10 protein-coding genes are annotated in these 17,117 nt (G+C 33.8%); 9 read left to right on the top strand and 1 reads right to left on the bottom strand.

All coding sequences use genetic code 11. The annotated features are described in order from the left end of the window. Positions 1-16: 16 nt before the first annotated feature. The 8 genes from BW983_RS16895 to BW983_RS16930 all read left to right on the top strand — a co-directional run bounded on the left by BW983_RS16895 (position 17) and on the right by BW983_RS16930 (position 12,086). Positions 17-1,396, top strand: coding sequence for an NADH-quinone oxidoreductase subunit N (locus BW983_RS16895; protein ID WP_076553064.1), 1,380 nt, complete (start codon positions 17-19; stop codon positions 1,394-1,396). A gap of 224 nt (positions 1,397-1,620) precedes the next feature. Then, complete coding sequence (locus BW983_RS16900) at positions 1,621-2,700, top strand: hypothetical protein (RefSeq protein ID WP_076553065.1); 1,080 nt, start codon at positions 1,621-1,623, stop codon at positions 2,698-2,700. A gap of 40 nt (positions 2,701-2,740) precedes the next feature. Then, on the top strand, positions 2,741-3,244 hold the full coding sequence (locus BW983_RS16905; protein ID WP_076553066.1) for a DUF4280 domain-containing protein: 504 nt from the start codon (positions 2,741-2,743) through the stop codon (positions 3,242-3,244). A 17-nt stretch (positions 3,245-3,261) separates the two neighbouring features. Next, positions 3,262-6,675, top strand: a complete 3,414-nt coding sequence (locus BW983_RS16910) for a M23 family metallopeptidase (protein WP_076553067.1) — start codon at positions 3,262-3,264, stop codon at positions 6,673-6,675. Next, positions 6,623-7,756 (top strand): hypothetical protein, encoded by a 1,134-nt coding sequence (locus tag BW983_RS16915; protein WP_139329304.1) that lies wholly within the window; start codon positions 6,623-6,625, stop codon positions 7,754-7,756. The genes BW983_RS16910 and BW983_RS16915 overlap by 53 nt, the downstream gene beginning before the upstream one ends. Positions 7,757-7,836: 80 nt before the next feature. Beyond that, positions 7,837-8,892, top strand: a complete 1,056-nt coding sequence (locus BW983_RS16920; RefSeq protein WP_076553069.1) for a hypothetical protein — start codon at positions 7,837-7,839, stop codon at positions 8,890-8,892. Positions 8,893-8,899: 7 nt separating this feature from the next. After that, positions 8,900-9,526 (top strand): hypothetical protein, encoded by a 627-nt coding sequence (locus BW983_RS16925; protein WP_076553070.1) that lies wholly within the window; start codon positions 8,900-8,902, stop codon positions 9,524-9,526. A 253-nt stretch (positions 9,527-9,779) separates the two neighbouring features. Then, positions 9,780-12,086: a GAF domain-containing protein gene (locus BW983_RS16930; RefSeq protein WP_076553071.1), complete on the top strand. Its 2,307-nt coding sequence runs from the start codon at positions 9,780-9,782 to the stop codon at positions 12,084-12,086. Between the two features lie 105 nt (positions 12,087-12,191). On the opposite strand, the gene BW983_RS16935 is transcribed toward BW983_RS16930, so the two are convergent. Continuing rightward, positions 12,192-13,367, bottom strand: a complete 1,176-nt coding sequence (locus BW983_RS16935; RefSeq protein WP_076553072.1) for a Pycsar system effector family protein — start codon at positions 13,365-13,367, stop codon at positions 12,192-12,194. A gap of 26 nt (positions 13,368-13,393) precedes the next feature. Between BW983_RS16935 and BW983_RS16940 the strand changes: the two genes are divergently transcribed. Next, positions 13,394-17,113: a metallophosphoesterase gene (locus BW983_RS16940; protein ID WP_076553073.1), complete on the top strand. Its 3,720-nt coding sequence runs from the start codon at positions 13,394-13,396 to the stop codon at positions 17,111-17,113. The last annotated feature ends 4 nt before the right edge of the window (positions 17,114-17,117 follow it).

Consider the following 17,117-nt stretch of genomic DNA (forward strand, 5'->3'; position numbering starts at 1 on the left):
ATCTCAAATCTATATTATGAGTGTTTTAATTATTGTTTTCCTAACGGCAGTTATTGCGTTATTTTCAGGAGTTTTTGAACAAGGAAAATTCGCAAGATACATTGGGATTTTGGGTTTAATCATCGCATTGTATGTAAGCTTTATGCCTGAATGTTCGTTCTTCGATCAATACAAGCATATGTATGAATATAGTGCTAATACTGCATTATTCACCAAATTAGCCATTGTAACAACCTTATTGTTGTTCTTCCTGGGAGGTTTTGCATTCAGCAATCACAGAAGCCACCAGTCAGAATTATATGCATTGATGCTATTTGCATTAGTAGGAGGAATTGTTCTTTTCGGATACCAGAACTTGGTAACAATGTTCTTAGGTGTTGAGATCCTTTCTATTCCTTTATATGTAATGGCTGGTGCCAACAAAACTGATCTAAGATCAAACGAAGCTTCAATCAAATATTTCTTAATGGGTGCATTCGCGACAGGTTTTTTACTTTTCGGGATCGCGTTCATCTATGGAAGTGCAGGAACCTTCGATTTATATAGAATCCATGACTTTGGAGTAGCAAATACAGGGAATGTAATGTTCATCCTAGGAGTATTATTAATCCTTTGTGCATTGGCTTTCAAAGTTGCATTAGCGCCTTTCCACATGTGGAGCCCTGATGTATATGCAGGTTCACCTTCATTGATCACGGCTTTCATGGCAAGTGTTGTAAAAATTTCAGGTTTCTTTGCATTGTTCAGATTAATGACAATCGGATTTGCCGGAGTTACTCACGAGTGGATCAATGTTCTTGGAGTATTCTTAATCATTACTTTATTATTGGCAAACGTTATGGGTCTTGCTCAGACAAATGCAAAAAGAATGCTTGCTTACTCTTCAGTATCTCACGCTGGATACATTGGATTGGTATTCTTCGGAATGACAAGCCTTTCTACTTATAACTTAGCGTTTTATTTATTCGCTTATTCTTTATCTACAGTAGGAGTTTTCATGTGTCTGATCTGGGTAGAGAAATTAAAAAGAGAAACTTCTTTCGGAGCCTTCAAAGGATTGGCAAAAACAGAACCTTTATTGGCAACAGCGGCGGCAATCTCTATGCTTTCAATGGCAGGAGTTCCATTAACAGCTGGTTTCATGGGTAAATTTGCTTTATTCTCCCAGGCAATGAACGGAGCAGCTTTCCTTGTATTGGTAGCAGTATTAGGTTCAGCTTTATCTATTGCTTACTATTTGAGACTGATCATTGCAATGTTCTTCTTTAAAGAATCAACATTCAAATCATCTGAAAAAGTAACCCTTACTTACAACATCATTGCAGTAGTGGTGATCGTACTGATCATTATCCTGGGAATCTTCCCGGATCTGTTTGCAAGAATGTTCGGACTGTAAAAAGTTATCCACACAATATTAAAAACCTTTCAGAATTCTGGAAGGTTTTTTTGTGTTTGAACTAAGTATATCCAAAGTATGAAATTACTCCCTGATTTCAGGGATAATCGCTTTATTAATAAACCTTTCACATGATTTGGAAGGTTTTTCTGTGGGATTTTTATAAATTACGTACGGGAAACTTTCTCAGTATTTTAAACAATAATCATTAATAACCAAATCACATGATTACTTATATGACTCTTCCGGGCGATACGTTGGAAAAGATTGCTTCGGATCTTAAAGTAGAGAACCCTGACTACCTCAGAAAGTTCCACAACAAGCACTGTGCTGTATACGACAGACTTGTAGAACCTATAAAACTAAAATCCGGGACGCTCCTTTTGATTCCTTTTGGTAAAGAGATCAGTAAATTGAATAAAGAGATCAATGAAAACGGAGACAGTCTGTACTTCCATCCCCCACAAGGAAAAATCACATTTCCTATTCCTTTATTGTCTGGTATCTATAATATCAGACATCAAAAACTACAGGATGGTGAAATACTATCCAGCTATCAGTATCAGACAGAGTTGAAATATCTGAGAGCTGAAAAAGATGATCATTTTCTTTCATTACAGATTTTTGGGTCCAGAAAAGACGGAATAGAATCAGATTCTAAAGTTGCCAGCCTTGCTAAAGCCTGTGCTGCCCTACTCTTTCCCGTAGAAATAAAAGTAAATACAACAGGAAAACTGGCAGATGTAAAATTCTTTCATCCGGAATCAGTGATCAAAAATGAATTGGAAGCTTTGAAAAAATACTTTACAGATGACCTTTCAGCAGCCTATGTCGATCAGGTAAAAGCAAAAATTGAAAATAATGATCATATTACAAATAGCATTCAACATACATTACCGGTTCAGTTTCTTTTCGGGTCTTTCTACAGAGCAAAATATAAAGACTGGACAGATTCTGAAGCCTATCAGGAATTTCTTCCATGGCTATCCAACGCCTCTCCTATTCGTTTTGAACTCTATAACCGTATTTTCCCGAAAGACCAGAACAGTAATGATGATGTTTTAAAAATTGTACAAACCGGAACTAGCTGTGATTATCGGGATCTTAATCAGCTTTATGATAAAAACCATGATTATTACGAAGAATCATTGGTTAGAAACAATCCGATTGCCTGTCGTCACGAAGCTGAATATATTTTTGACAGGACCAATTTAATGATTCAAAAAGTTACGGGAAATTTCGAACTACTGATTGGTGATGTAACAGAAAATGAAGTTTTTATAATGGAAAAGCAATTAAAATAAATTAGTATCTTTGGAGCAACACCAATAAAAAACGCAAAATATGTCCGGATCCGCATCACCACATGACGGAAAGCACTTTGTAATACAGAAAGGGAAAGCTCAATGTAACCAAGGTGACCAATTTCCACAGTTTAAAGTAACTTCTCATCAAAAACATTATTGGAATAACGAAGAGGGGCAGGCAGATTTTCTGGCAGTCACTGAACAGGATCTTCAATTCAATCCTCAAGGTCCCAGCTTTGGAAAATGCAAACTGAAACCAACAGCTGGAGGATACCTTCCGTGTGCTTATGCTCCCGCAGGAAAATGGCAGAAAACATATGAAAAAGTAAAGGTAATGGGCAATAGCTGTGTCACTGAAATGTCGGAGCTCATGTGTTCTACAGGCGGTAAAATCACCATCATGGAGCATGGACAGACCGCAGCTATGAACAAGCAAAATGTAAAAAAAGCAGATCCACAGGAACAACATAACATCAACCCTTTTATAGATTTCAAAGAATTTCAGAAAGAAACAGAAGGCGATGAAGTGGATGCCTATTAACCTTAAACTTTTCGGTCATGTCAAAACAAGGAATTTATAAAATATCGGGAAATACAAAACCAAAAGTAGGTGAACTGGCTACTTATAAGATTGATGAGTGGTATCCTGCCACACCAATACAAAAAAGGAATCCAGCACTCGTTACCTGGCATTTATTTAAAAAGGTAAACGGAAAATTTGTTCCTACTAACATCAAGAAAGTGGGTGTAAGCAGCTTTACTTTTAATACAAATGCTTACAAAGATACCTTCAGAGTGGAAGCTTATCTTCATAGCCCGGAAGAAAGAGCACCTATGGCACTTGAGGTACAACCACAACCTAATGATGTTCCTAAAATTAATAAAGTAGAATTAAAATATATAGACGACACCCCTGGAACCGTTTTCAGTTTTACAGAAAAACTAGTTGCTGAAGCCAGTTGTATGAACCTGGAAGGTCAATATCTAATGTTTACTCTTTGGGAAGATGATGCCACAGATTCTGGGCATAATAATAGTAATCAGTCTATAGACAACAAAAGAGCAAAAGTCATTAATGGAACTGCCAGAGCTGAGTTTATGCTGACTAAGGCACTTATGAGGAAAGCAATGGAAGGAGAAATCAATCCTCAGCAAATGGAATTCTATGTAACTGTAGAATACTATGCTCATAAAAAACATGCAACCAATAATGTAAATATCAATACCCCTACGGAATTACGTACTCCAGCAGGGCAACCACAACCGCAACAACCTGCACCCCAGCCCCAACAGCCGGCTCCTCCTCCACCTCAACAACCACAGCAACCACAACAACCAACTCCCAGTCCAAATCCTATTCCAGTCCCTGATCCAGTATCAGCCCATGGACAAGCTCATAATACTCAGCCGGCAACACCTCCGCCATCCGGTGGAGTATCTCCTACCACTGTCAATCCAGTGAAGATAGAAGAACTTCTGGACGCTTATTTTGCAAAAAAAGAATACACCAAACAAACCGGAGAGGAAGATGGTACTCATACTTACACTTTTGGAGGAAGCAAAAGTGGTAACAAAACCTCTACTGCCGAAGAGAAAAATAAAGTAGCTCAGACTATTCTTAATAAAATTAAAGACAGCCTGAAAGCTCAGAAAAAATATACCACTCTTGAAATAATTGCCGCCTCATTAACTGCTCAGGCATATGGTAAAGATACAACCAATGAAAAAACCGTTACTTTTAAAACCTTTAAACTAGGGGCAGACTTTAAGAAAGTAGACAGCGCTCCATTGGATGATAAATTATATCTGGTAGCCAGAACTATGTTGCTGGAAGGAAAACAGGTGACTATTTCTATCAAAGAAAAAGATGGTCTCATTAAAGGTATTCCAGACTCCCTTCTTCCTGTTCTTGAAATTACAGAGGAACAAATGGAACAAAAAGCTCCTGCCGGACAAGCAGTGCCTGGAACTGAAAAAACAGTATTCACAGGAACTGTAAAAGATAATATAGTCAAAATTCCGATCCATCTCCGTCCAAAATCTGAAGATGAATTGAAACAATGGAAAGATAAAATCAGTAAAGGAAAAGAAGACGGAACCTACACCTATACATTCGGAAGTACAACAAACATAACCAATGAAACCCAAAAAGCATCCATAGCTAAAGTTATTCTTGCAAACGCCCAAAAAGGAAATGCCAAAAATCCTAAAATAGAAAACGGCAAAACTTCCAGTGAAGAAGAAATAAAAAAAGTTTTAGAAATCAAGAACTACAGCGAAGGAAATACTATAACTTTTAAACTTCTGAAGAAAGTACCTGAATTCCTATACCTTCATGCCAAAGCACAGGGAGAAAAACAGCATGATAAAGAATTTCTCAAAAAAGAAGGAGCTTATTTCCAGATTGGTGGAGGAAAATGCCCTAGGTGTAGTGTTTTAACACGTGAAGAAATTCAAGGAGTTTTCCCAAGTTTATCAGATGAAAATATTATAGAAGAAATGATAAATTCATTTAATAAATATTGTGAAGCCTTTAAAGTTAGTACATGTACATTAAAAGCACATTTCTTTGCACAAGCTAAACAAGAAAGTGGAGATAAACTAACTCCTGCATTTAAAGGAGAATCGATGGATTTTACAGTTAAGGGGCTTAAAAACACTGGATTTTTGAATGTTTCTTCTAGACATCTTTTTGGAAGAAAGACAGGAATACAAATGGCAGAAGAGTTAGGAAGACCTACATCCAGTTCTCCAAGTTTAACCTTAGAACAACAAATAAAAGTTGCTAACTTTGTGTACGGTCTAGATCCTAAAGCTGCGACTTTGGGAAATAAAGCCCCAGCTAATAATCAAAGCTTAAGTGAAAATGATAATGAAGGATGGAGATATAGAGGAAGAGGGATGTTACAAATAACAGGCAAGGAGAATTATACTAAAATTGAAAAACACGTAAATGAAGTTTTAAAAAGTAATGTACTCAATATAAAAGATGGTCGCAGAAGCACTGAAGTTTTTACATTAACAGAAGCTTTGTTAACAGGATTAGGAGATTGGCATATGCATAATATGTATGTACCAGCAGAAGCAGGGGTTACTAAAGAAGCTTGTCTAGGAGTTATTAGAATCATAAATAGTGCAACAAAGTCTAAAACTAAAAGAATAGCTCATCTTATTGGTGGAACTTGGTACAAAAACGATGATGAAAAAGAAGAATCTTATAAAATTGAATTTAAAGATTCTATGGCATCAATTTTTAGAGTGAGCGAATGCCAATTGCACAATAAAACATCACCAGAAAATTCTTCAAAATGGCATGATCCCGTTGATAATCCTAAAAGAACAAAATATAATTCGTATGGAAATATTAAACCTGTTAATGGTGCATATGGGGATGTAAGAGGAAATTATTCAAAATACCATTCTGGCTTGGATTTATTTGCTTTACCATATATAAAAGATGAATTTGAAGGAACTCCTGTATATGCTTGTTTAGATGGTGAAGTTGTTGAATCAACTCCAGGAAATACTGCTGGACAAACAATAAGAATAAAAATTGATAATGTTAAAGATTTATTAGAACAAGAAAAAATAGTTAACTATAAACTAGAATTTTCACGTGGAGAAGAAATGGGAATAAATATTAAAGAAACTGATGATGTATATTTTATATATATGCATCTTAGTAAACGTCTTGTTCATAGTGGAAAAGTAACAGCTGGTACATTAATAGGATATTCTGGTGTTTCTGGTAGCATTGCTAATGATATACCAAGTCCACATTTACACTTGGAAATTGCAACAGTGATGAATGCATATGGAACAGGTAAGACGAAAAGAACAAATCCTGCTAGATTTATTAAATTGAATTCATATAACACTTCAGATCAAGATAATGCAGCAAACTATAAATATAAACAAGATGGTACAAAAACAAGATGGAACCCCCAAAAAGAAGATCAAAGAAATCTATAAATTTCTAGGAACTTATATATTAATTTTTCTTTTCTTGTTTAACTGTAAGGGACAGGAACATCATATTATTGGTGAAAAATTTAGAATTGAAGACTATGGCAAGGTTACATATAATAACGGAGTTAAAATTCTTGATTCAGAAATTTTTAAAAAACTGTTCAATGAAAAAAAACATTTTTTTATTGAAAAAGGATGGCAAAATATTGAGGGTAATACATCAATAATTGAATTCTCTCCAATTGATAAAAGCAAAAATACTTTTGTAGAATATGATAATAAATATCTATTCATTATAAAAGATAGCATACTGAGAGATACCTTGAAAATTAAAAAAGATTATTACTATTCAATTTGTCAACTAGATAAGCAAAATAATAAACATGGTATTGCCATTGGAAAATATATAATAAATAACAATGATGAATTTTTTGAAATACATCAGGTGTATTCGGTTGATAATGGAAAATTAAAAAACGAAACTTTAGATATAAAAATATATGATTGTCCCGCTCCAACAAATTATATAAGAGATGAAGAACCAAATTCTTATAAATTTGGAGTTTTGAATGGAAAAAAATTAGACCGATTCTGGTATCAAAATATTGCTGAAAAGAAATTCAATGACAATTTTAGTAATACTTTACAAGATTGGGAAGGTCTATATCTTAATTCAGATGATAAAAAATTAAAAACTTATCAGTCAATAATAGATAAAGTAGGATGGTTTAAGCTAAAAATCACAGCCCATGAAATATTATTTTCAGCAGATACAAGAATGAGGGATGATTATCCTCAAACTGATCCTGGAGGAGTATATATTAGCAATAGATGTAATTATTATATCTCAAATGATAATACAATAGAAATATATAGAAAAGAATATGATGATCCAAACAACACCCCTGTTAATATAAAGGGTAAAAAAGAAGACTTATTGATTACACTATATAAAAAAGATAAAGAATTCTTTGGAACATCTAATGTTATAAAAGACTCTGAACAATATGATAATTCTGCAAGAATAAAAAGTAATACCCCCTATCAATTTTATAAATTCTCGCTAGAAGAAAATAAAAATTAAAACCCAATCATAAGTGATAGGCAATATTTTTATTTATCTGGAAAAATCAAATTCACTAAATAGTACACCATAAAATTTATATGAAAAGCCTTTTAATCTTACTTTTATGGGTATGCATTTCTTGTAAAAAAGCTAATTCATTAAACACTGCAAATGAAAAACCTAGTATAGGAATTACTACAAATAATACAAAAGAAAACTTATTTACAGAAGTTTTAAATGTTAGTAAACAAACCGATTACAACCTAAACAAACCATTTCAAAAGCTAGATTTAAATCATAATTCACTTACTGTAAAAATTAGGTATCTCTCTGAAAGAGCTTATATTTCTATTGAAAATAATAAAAAAGAATTTGTTTCCTGGAAGCCTGTTCATATTAATTTTTTTTATGACACCTCGCTTGAACTTGCAGAAAAGGACATCCATATTTTGTTGAAAGAAAATGATTCTTCTGAAGGATATTTGTTATTACCATCATTTACAGAACAGTTTTCTACTTATTCTCTTTATCATTTTAGGAAAGATACACTTAATTTCATAGGAATATATGAAGTTTCAGAATTTGTGAAAGGTACTTTTTCTTTTGATGAAAATTCTAAAAAGGTATATATACACTCCTCTCCTTCTAAAAAATTAAAACTTAATAAAATTGAGCAAAATCAGGACGAAAAATTTGACAGTATTAATGAGGATATCAAATTATTAAATGGAAAAGTAGAAGAACAAACATACCAGTCAGATCTAAAAGGCACCTGGGCAGTAATTTGTGAAAATGAATTAACTGAATTAGAAATCAATAAAAATGAAGGTTATTTGTCACTATATGATTTCAATGCTATTTACATTAATCTAAAGATTGAAAAGGTATCCAACAAAAATGAATATCTTCTAAAATATGCAAGCTTAGCCTCTCAGCAAGATTATTATAAGGAGAATTTGAAAATTGTAGATGAAGAAATCTCGAAAGATAAAGTGATTGGGAAACTTATTCTGCAAAAAAATGGGAAAGCAGAATTGCAATGGACCGGATTGTATAATTTGAAAAAACAAAAGCTTGAATTTGTTGGCAATGATTTCCTTCTCATAAAAGAAAACGGGGATAAAACACCGCTGATCCTTGAACCTTGTAAATAATATAAAGATGCAGAAAAAACTATCCTTACTTTTTATTTTATTGATTTTATCCTGCAAAGAAACTAAACCAGAAACTATACAGCCATCAAAGTCTGAGGAGAAAAAGCCTATCAATAATTCCTCTATTTCAAAAGATGAAAAGAAGAAAAATTCATACTTTGCTTATGAGAAATGGAGCTCTATCAATAAAGAGGATGAAGTTTATCAAAAATCAGAGTTTATTGTACAGTTAAAAAACTATTTAGATGAACCGAATAATATCGGTGGAAAAAAAATCTTTATCAATAATAAAGAGATTGATCTTATTATCACCGATGCATATGTTTTAACACCTTTTCTATTTGCTGATGGTTATGAAAAAATACTTTTAATTCAAGAGGAAGATGAATCCGGCGTATATGGATATATTTTTTACTATTTTGATAAAAAGAATCTTATTAAAAAAGGATATTTAGATATAGCTCCTGAAAATATAGCAGAAATAGATAAATTTATTAAGTTAAAAAATGAAATAACAAGCGTCAGCGTAAACATTCTGACTGATAAATATTATGATACAAAACTTGATGAAATTATGCCATCTCATAAATATCATTTTTCAATAAGTAAAAAAACTGAAAATAAACCTCAGTAAACCTTCTTATTTTGTTCAGAAAAAGTACTTCACATTGATTTCTTTCTCATATTTCTGTAAGCATTATTTATTAAAAAAATTACTCACAACTATAGTATCATCAAAAAGTAAATCACAAACATAAAATGTTCTATTCTTTTTAATAATTTCTTTAAAAAAATAAAGCAAAACAGCTCATAAAGATTACAATAACCCATCTGAATACCATTTGGAAATAGTCTTTTTTTCATAACTTTACTCTAAATTTCAGTTGTTGGCAAATTTCTACAAAAAAGACGCTCCCTTTAAGATTTTCATCTCATTCAAAAAGTATTTGGATGTACTAGAACATATCCGTTATAATGATCGTCTGGAATATCGTGTCAACTATGTGGAATCCCTGATTGAAAAAACCAAAAACTTTCAGGAATTGAAAGAAGGGTTTCAGGATGTCTCGTTATTGGAAAAAAATGAAGAGCTTATCAGACTGTTACTTGCTGATCTCTTCCCAACCGGACTTACCCACAACGAAATCAAAGCAGCAAGCATTCCGTTTTCAAATATTACTTTTAATTATACAGAACGTTTTAAAAACATCCTTAAAGATGCCGGGAAAAACTTTGAAATAGAAATTAGAAACATAGACGACGACGAAATGTACATATTCTGCTGTTGCCTTATTCTGCAAAATTATTTCAAGAAAGACATCAGAACTACCATTCCGCTTTATTTTGATATTCCAAATAAGAACGGAATCATGAAGCATTATAAAATCACGGTAAACTCTGATTTTACTGAGATTTTCCCTACTGAAAGATCTAAAATTCCAACAGATGATGTTTTAGATATGTTGTTGGAGAACATGGATGATATTAAACTATGGAAAAAATATTTTCCCTCCGAGGCATGGATTTTAAAAGGTTTTACGATTCTTTCTTTAGTTGATTGTACCTCTGAAGTAGCATTATCTGATCTGAAATCAAGTATGATCAAAATTGATCTTGAAAATCTGACTCCTGATGAAAACCTCATCGAGATCTTTAAATCTTATTTTGAAGTTCCTGAGCTTAATTTCGGACTGATGCTTTTCAACAAAAAAGATCAGAAGCTGGAAAAGGTACCTATCTACGAAAACGTTTTCACCAATCATATTCTTGATTTTTGGATCAATACTTTTGATGAAGAAATTCGTAGAACGACTTTCAACAATTTAAGTCATAATTCCAAACCGATTGTGATTTCCAATGTGGATAATCTGGATGAAAATATTAAGCAGCTTTCATCTTTCAATATTTTAAAGGATAATAATATCAACAGCTTTATGGTAATTCCTATCATGCAGGATAATGAACTTCTTGCCATTATGGAATTTACCTCACCTGTTGTCGGAAGTTTCAATGGTTTAAAGCTCAAAAAAATGGAGTTTTTCACCGATATGATGTTGTTTTCACTCAACAGATTCAGTTTTGAGAAGAATTATCAGATTGAAGCTATTATCCAACGGGAATACACCTCCATTCACAACAGTGTGGTATGGAAATTCAGGAATGAAGCCGAAAAATATTTCACAGCATCACTTGGTAAAAAAATATACACTTTAAAAGAAATTTCATTTAAAAATCTTACGCCATTGTTTGGAGTTTCAGACATTCGTTCTTCTTCTGAAAAGCGTTTCAATCTGATGCTTCAAGATATTAATCAACAAATTGAATGGCTTAAAAATATTCTGACATTAACGAATTCTGATTCTGAAAAATTCCTTCTTGCCCTTGATGTTTTCGAGAATGAGTTGAATCATGAAATTAAAGCCGATACTGAACAACGCTTTCAAAGATTATTGAGAGAGGAAATACACCCTTTTTTACAGGGGAAACTGGAAGTACGAACATCCAAAGAAATTAAATCAATGATTCAAAATTACTTTGCACTCGTATTAACCCAAACCGACTTGTTCTATAATCACCGAAAAGATCTTGATAATTCCATCACTTTAGTCAATAGAAAGCTGGCTGATATGTTGGATGAAAGCCAGATTAAGGCGCAACAGATTTTTCCACATTACTATGAAAGATTCAAGTCTGATGGTGTAGAGCATAATCTTTATATCGGGCACACGATTACTCCGGACTTGCATTACACTTCAAAAGTTGTTCACAAGCTAAGATACTGGCAGTTGAAAACCATCTGCAAAATGGAACTTGAATTTCAGTCTTTCAAAAAAGATCTTCCTATTCAGTTGGATATTGCCTCGCTGATTTTTGTTTACAATGAGAAAATAGACATCCGTTTCAGAATGGATGAAAAACGCTTTGATGTAGACGGAGCTTACAATTCTTACTATGAGATTATCAAAAAACGTTTGGATAAAGCTCATATTAAAGACTCTTCGGAGCGCATCACTGCTCCTGGCAAGATCACCATCGTTTATTTCGGAATGGAAAACCAGAAGGAATACCTGGAATACATTGCAAAACTTCAAAAGAAAGGTATTCTACAACATGATGTAGAGTTTCTGAAGGTTGAAGATCTGCAAGGGATTACGGGACTGCTGGCGCTGAGAGTATCCTTAAGCCAGGATTAATTCTGAACAATTTACTTATCCAAAACTTTATCGTACAAAAAAAATGCTTCGAGTAAGTTTTATTTAATCCTACCAGAAGCAGCTCTATTTTTATAGTTTTTTCAATTAAAGACTTAAAAAAGCAAATCCAAAAGACAATACGGAAATAATAATTCCTGCCATAAAGATTTTATAAGTAATTGATAACAGTTTATATTTTCTGTCAAGAACTTTTCCCAGATAGTATAAGTCTTTCACCATAGAATCGTAGATATAATCTCTGTCCTTAATCAGGTCTTTCATTGCATTATGATAATCATCAAACAGCATTTGATTGAAATTTCCGAAGAACAACAGGTTTACTTTTCTATTCGCGATATCCTGAGAAGTAAATGTTGTCTTAGTTACATTCGGTTTTGTGGATAAAATTGCAAATATAATGGTCAAAACACTTGATAATAGCAATATAAAACTCGGAAGAATAAGGTGTGAATTCTTCGGAGCATCAAGCTTAGGAACCAATACAGAAAGACAAACCGAAATAATGATTGCATTTACAGACAACAGAATATTAGCTTTACTATCCGCAATATCACTTAATCTTGTGTGATTGTTAAGAGTAACTCTGAAAAGCGTATCAACACTTCTGTCCGACTTTTCTTTATCTTTTTTGTTATCGGGTTTATTATCAGAACTGTCTTTCTTTTCCTCTTCTTTCATTAATTTTTTTTCAATTTTCTTGATATTTTTCTTTTTCAAAGGCTCCCAATTTTCCTTTGCATAATCCGTATAAAAATGATGCTTGTTTTTCAGCATATCAAGATTTCCGGCATTCCATTCATCATTAGAAAAACATTTTACATTGGTAAGTTCCCATTCTTTTCTCAGGCAATCTGAAATATCATTGTAATCGTGTCCGGCAAAATGACTGAAGTCAGCATCTTTCACAATTTTTTCCAATAAATTCTGAGGTTCGTAGGTAATTTTAGTCGCAAGAATCAGTTTTTCTATATCTGCAACATAACTTTCCGGATAATTTTCCTGTTGTAAAAAGCCTTTCATAATTTCCACGCTTCTTTCCTCATGATTCTGGGCACATTCAATATACCCGGTATCATGAAACCATAATGCGACAAGAACTTTCTCCTGATCCTCTTCAGAAACAGGGGTGTTCTTCATGATTTCCTCAGCCTTATTGACTGTGTAGGCAGTATGAATAAAATTATGATAAAAATATACTGAAGATAACTTATCTTTGAATAAGGTTTCAACATAATTTTTAGCTTTGTCTAGAATGTTCATTCCTGAATTTTTGTTAATGTAAATTTATGAATTTATCCTTTAAAACTCATCTAAAAAATACTTCTATTGTTCTGAGAACAGTTATGTCCGCCGGAGTAATGTATTCCTGTGCAACATATAACGTACAAAAGGGCAAAAACTTATTCGAAGTAAAAGATTCCGAGATAAAATCTGAAAATGACTTTAAAGTCTTCTTAATCGGAGATGCCGGAAATGCAGATGAACCACAGGCACAAAAAACATTAAATCTGTTGAAAGGCAAACTGGATTCTGCCGACAGCAATTCTATGCTGATCTTTCTGGGTGATAATATTTATCCCAACGGAATGCCTAAAGAAACAGACAAAGATTATGAGTTAGCAAAACAAAAACTCGAAAATCAGCTTTCTATTACCAAAAATTTCAAAGGAAAAACCCTTGTAATTCCTGGAAATCATGATTGGTATAACGGCTTGGAGAGATTAAATGCACAGGAAGCATTCGTAAAAAAATATTTTGACGACAAAAAAGCTTTCCTGCCCAAAAATGGGTGTCCAATTGATGACATCAACATCACAAAGGATATTAAGTTAATTGCCATTGATACAGAATGGGTCATTACCAATTGGGATAATTACCCGGGAATCAATAAAAACTGTAATATTAAAACCCGTGAAGATTTCTTTACAGAATTTAAAGATCTTATCATTAAAAATCAGGGTAAGAGAATCATTGTAGCGCTTCACCACCCTATCATAAGCAGTGGAACGCATGCCGGATTTCATTCTGCAAAGTCACACCTTTTCCCACTCAAAAGTAAAGTTCCGGTACCTGTTGTCGCAAGTATGATCAATATCCTTCGAAGCTCTTCAGGAATAAGCCCGGCAGACCTCAACAATCCACACTATGCCGATCTTGCCAATAGACTGAAAAGTTTAGTTCAGGATAAAGAAAATATTATTTTTGTTTCAGGACATGATCATAATTTACAGTATCATGAAGATGGAAATATCAGACAAATCATTAGTGGAGCCGGCTCAAAAACAGATCCGTCTACCATTGCAGAAAAAACAGATTTCTCTTACGGTGGAAATGGTTTTGCTGTTTTAAATATAAGAAAAGACCAGAGCACTGATGTAGAATATTTCTCTACAAAGAACGAGCAGTTAAAAAAACTGACTCAGATTTCTGTGATTTCCAAACCGGATGTATTTGTAAATAATTTCCCTAATACATTTCCTTCAACTTTCTCATCAAGCATCTATCCAGTTCAGCTTACTCAAAAAGGAGGTGTTTACCGATGGTTATGGGGAGAACATTACAGAAAATATTACGGAATTCCTATTGAAGCTCCTATAGCCAATCTTTCCGAACTTAATGGAGGTTATATACCATTCAGAGAAGGCGGTGGAAACCAATCCAACAGTTTAAGGTTATTAGCTCCGGACGGACAGGAATTTGTGATGCGCGGAGTAAAAAAGAGTGCCGTAAGATTCCTTAACAATATGGCTTTCACAAAGAGTACTTTCGGAGAAGAACTTACGGATACATTCCCTGAAAAATTCCTTTTGGATTTTTATACGACCAATCACCCGTTCACCCCATTTTCAGTTGGAAATATGGCGGAAAAACTAAACATTTTCCACAGTAATCCGAAACTGTATTATATTCCTAAACAAAAGACTTTAGACCGATATAATCAAAATTACGGTGATGAAATGTATATGATAGAAGAACGTTTCTCATCAGATCCGAAAACACTTGCTTATCTAAATAATGCAAAAGATATTCTTTCCACTGATGATGTTCTGAAAAACCTCAGCAAGAACACCAAATATTCCGTGGATAAGGAATCCTATATCAGAGCAAGACTTTTTGATATGCTGATTGGTGACTGGGACAGACATTCAGATCAATGGAAATGGGCAGAATATGAAGATGGAGATAAAATTATCTACAAACCAATCCCTAAAGACAGAGATCAGGCATTCAGTAAATATGACGGAGCTGCATTCAGACTGATTATGAATGTTCCTGCAATCCGACATATGAAAACCTTTACAGATGACATCAGCAGTGTAAAATGGCTGGCTATGGAACCATATCCAATGGATCTGGTATTCTTAAAAGGTTCTACACAGGAAGAATGGGAGGAACAGGCAAAATACATTCAGGAGCATTTAACTGATACGGATATTGATGATACATTCCATAATCTTCCGAAAGAAGTACAGGACGAAACGATTGCAGATATTCAAAGAAAACTGAAATTAAGAAAAACAAAACTACAGAAATACGCTGCTGATTATTACAATGTATTACAGGAAAAAGTACCTTTAGCAGGGACTATAAACCCTGATAAATTTGTTATTACTAAAAAAGGACACTCTGTACAGGTACAGCAATATAAATTAGGAAAAAATAAGGATAAAAATGAACTTGTTTTTGATAAGACCTATCATGATTCCAAAACAAAGGAACTTTGGATCTACGGTCTTGAAGATGATGATATTTATGAAGTAGTAGGAATCGGAAGACCTAAAATGAACATCCGTCTAATTGGAGGAAACAATCACGATGTTTATAAAGTTGAAGATGGCAGAAAAGTAAAAATTTATGATTTTGCTTCTCAGAAAAACACATACAGAGAAGCGGGTAATGCGACTAAAAATATTTCGGACGATTATGAAATCAACACCTATAATTATAAGCATCCAAAATACAATGCCGTAGCGGGCTATCCCAACGCAGATTACAACCCTGATGACGGAGTGATTCTGGGAATGCTGGTAAATTATACAGTCAATAATTTCATCCGTGATCCTTTTACTCAAAAACATAGTTTAAAAGCTAATTTTTATACTGCTACAGCAGGTTTCAGTCTTGTTTATAAAGGAGTTTTCAAGAAAGCAATTTCGGGATGGGATTTTAACTTAGATGCTGCTTATACGACTCCGAGGTTTTCCCAGAACTTCTTTGGACTTTCCAACGAGAGTGTTTATGATAAAGAAAATACGGAAAGAGAATATAACAGAGCAAGGATTTCCAAGTTCAATGTTGCTCCATCCATTTCTCAAAAAACATGGATGAATTTCAATCACCAGATTCAGCTTACTTTTGAAGATAATAAAGTACAGCGAAAAGACGGCAGATTTATCAATCAATCGCCTGATGTAAGACCTGAAGTTTTCGACAGTCAACAGTTTTTAGGAGCCAACTATACTTTCAGCTATAAAAATGCGGATAACGTTGCTTTTCCTACTTTAGGAATGGAATTAATGTTAAATGCAGACTGGAAAGCCACCTTCTCTAATTTCAACAGAAACTTCCTGACTGTGAAAGGTCGATTGGCAATTGATCACAGAATTGATAAGAAAGGAATTTTTGTATTTGCCAATGCCAGCAATGCCATGTGGATCAATAATCATAATTTTGAATTCTATCAGGCGGCAGCTATTGGTGGTAACAACGGAATGAGAGCCTTCAGAAATGAAAGATTCTCAGGAAGATCATACTTCGTCAATAATTCTGAAATACGATGGGATTTCGGAAGAGTTAGAAATAATATCGTTCCAGCCAATATGGGAATTCTTGTAGGCTACGATATCGGGCGTGTATGGAATGACGGAGAAGACTCCAGAAAATGGCACCAATCTGTAGGAGCCGGAGTATGGCTGAGCATCGTGGAAATGATGTCTGCAAGATTAAATTATTTCTATGGCGCAGATGGCGGAAGGATATCTGCTGGTGTAGGAATGAAGTTTTAAATGA

Source organism: Chryseobacterium ureilyticum, from assembly GCF_900156735.1.
GTDB classification, from domain to species: domain Bacteria; phylum Bacteroidota; class Bacteroidia; order Flavobacteriales; family Weeksellaceae; genus Chryseobacterium; species Chryseobacterium ureilyticum.

Bases quoted from the DNA above. Each gene is read 5' to 3' on its own strand.
- BW983_RS16935 (WP_076553072.1), bottom strand. From the start codon at position 13,367: ATGAACATTCTAGACAAAGCTAAAAATTATGTTGAAACCTTATTCAAA.
- BW983_RS16905 (WP_076553066.1), top strand. From the start codon at position 2,741: ATGTCCGGATCCGCATCACCACATGACGGAAAGCACTTTGTAATACAG.
- BW983_RS16925 (WP_076553070.1), top strand. From the start codon at position 8,900: ATGCAGAAAAAACTATCCTTACTTTTTATTTTATTGATTTTATCCTGC.
- BW983_RS16940 (WP_076553073.1), top strand. From the start codon at position 13,394: ATGAATTTATCCTTTAAAACTCATCTAAAAAATACTTCTATTGTTCTG.
- BW983_RS16910 (WP_076553067.1), top strand. From the start codon at position 3,262: ATGTCAAAACAAGGAATTTATAAAATATCGGGAAATACAAAACCAAAA.
- BW983_RS16900 (WP_076553065.1), top strand. From the start codon at position 1,621: ATGATTACTTATATGACTCTTCCGGGCGATACGTTGGAAAAGATTGCT.
- BW983_RS16915 (WP_139329304.1), top strand. From the start codon at position 6,623: ATGGTACAAAAACAAGATGGAACCCCCAAAAAGAAGATCAAAGAAATC.
- BW983_RS16920 (WP_076553069.1), top strand. From the start codon at position 7,837: ATGAAAAGCCTTTTAATCTTACTTTTATGGGTATGCATTTCTTGTAAA.
- BW983_RS16895 (WP_076553064.1), top strand. From the start codon at position 17: ATGAGTGTTTTAATTATTGTTTTCCTAACGGCAGTTATTGCGTTATTT.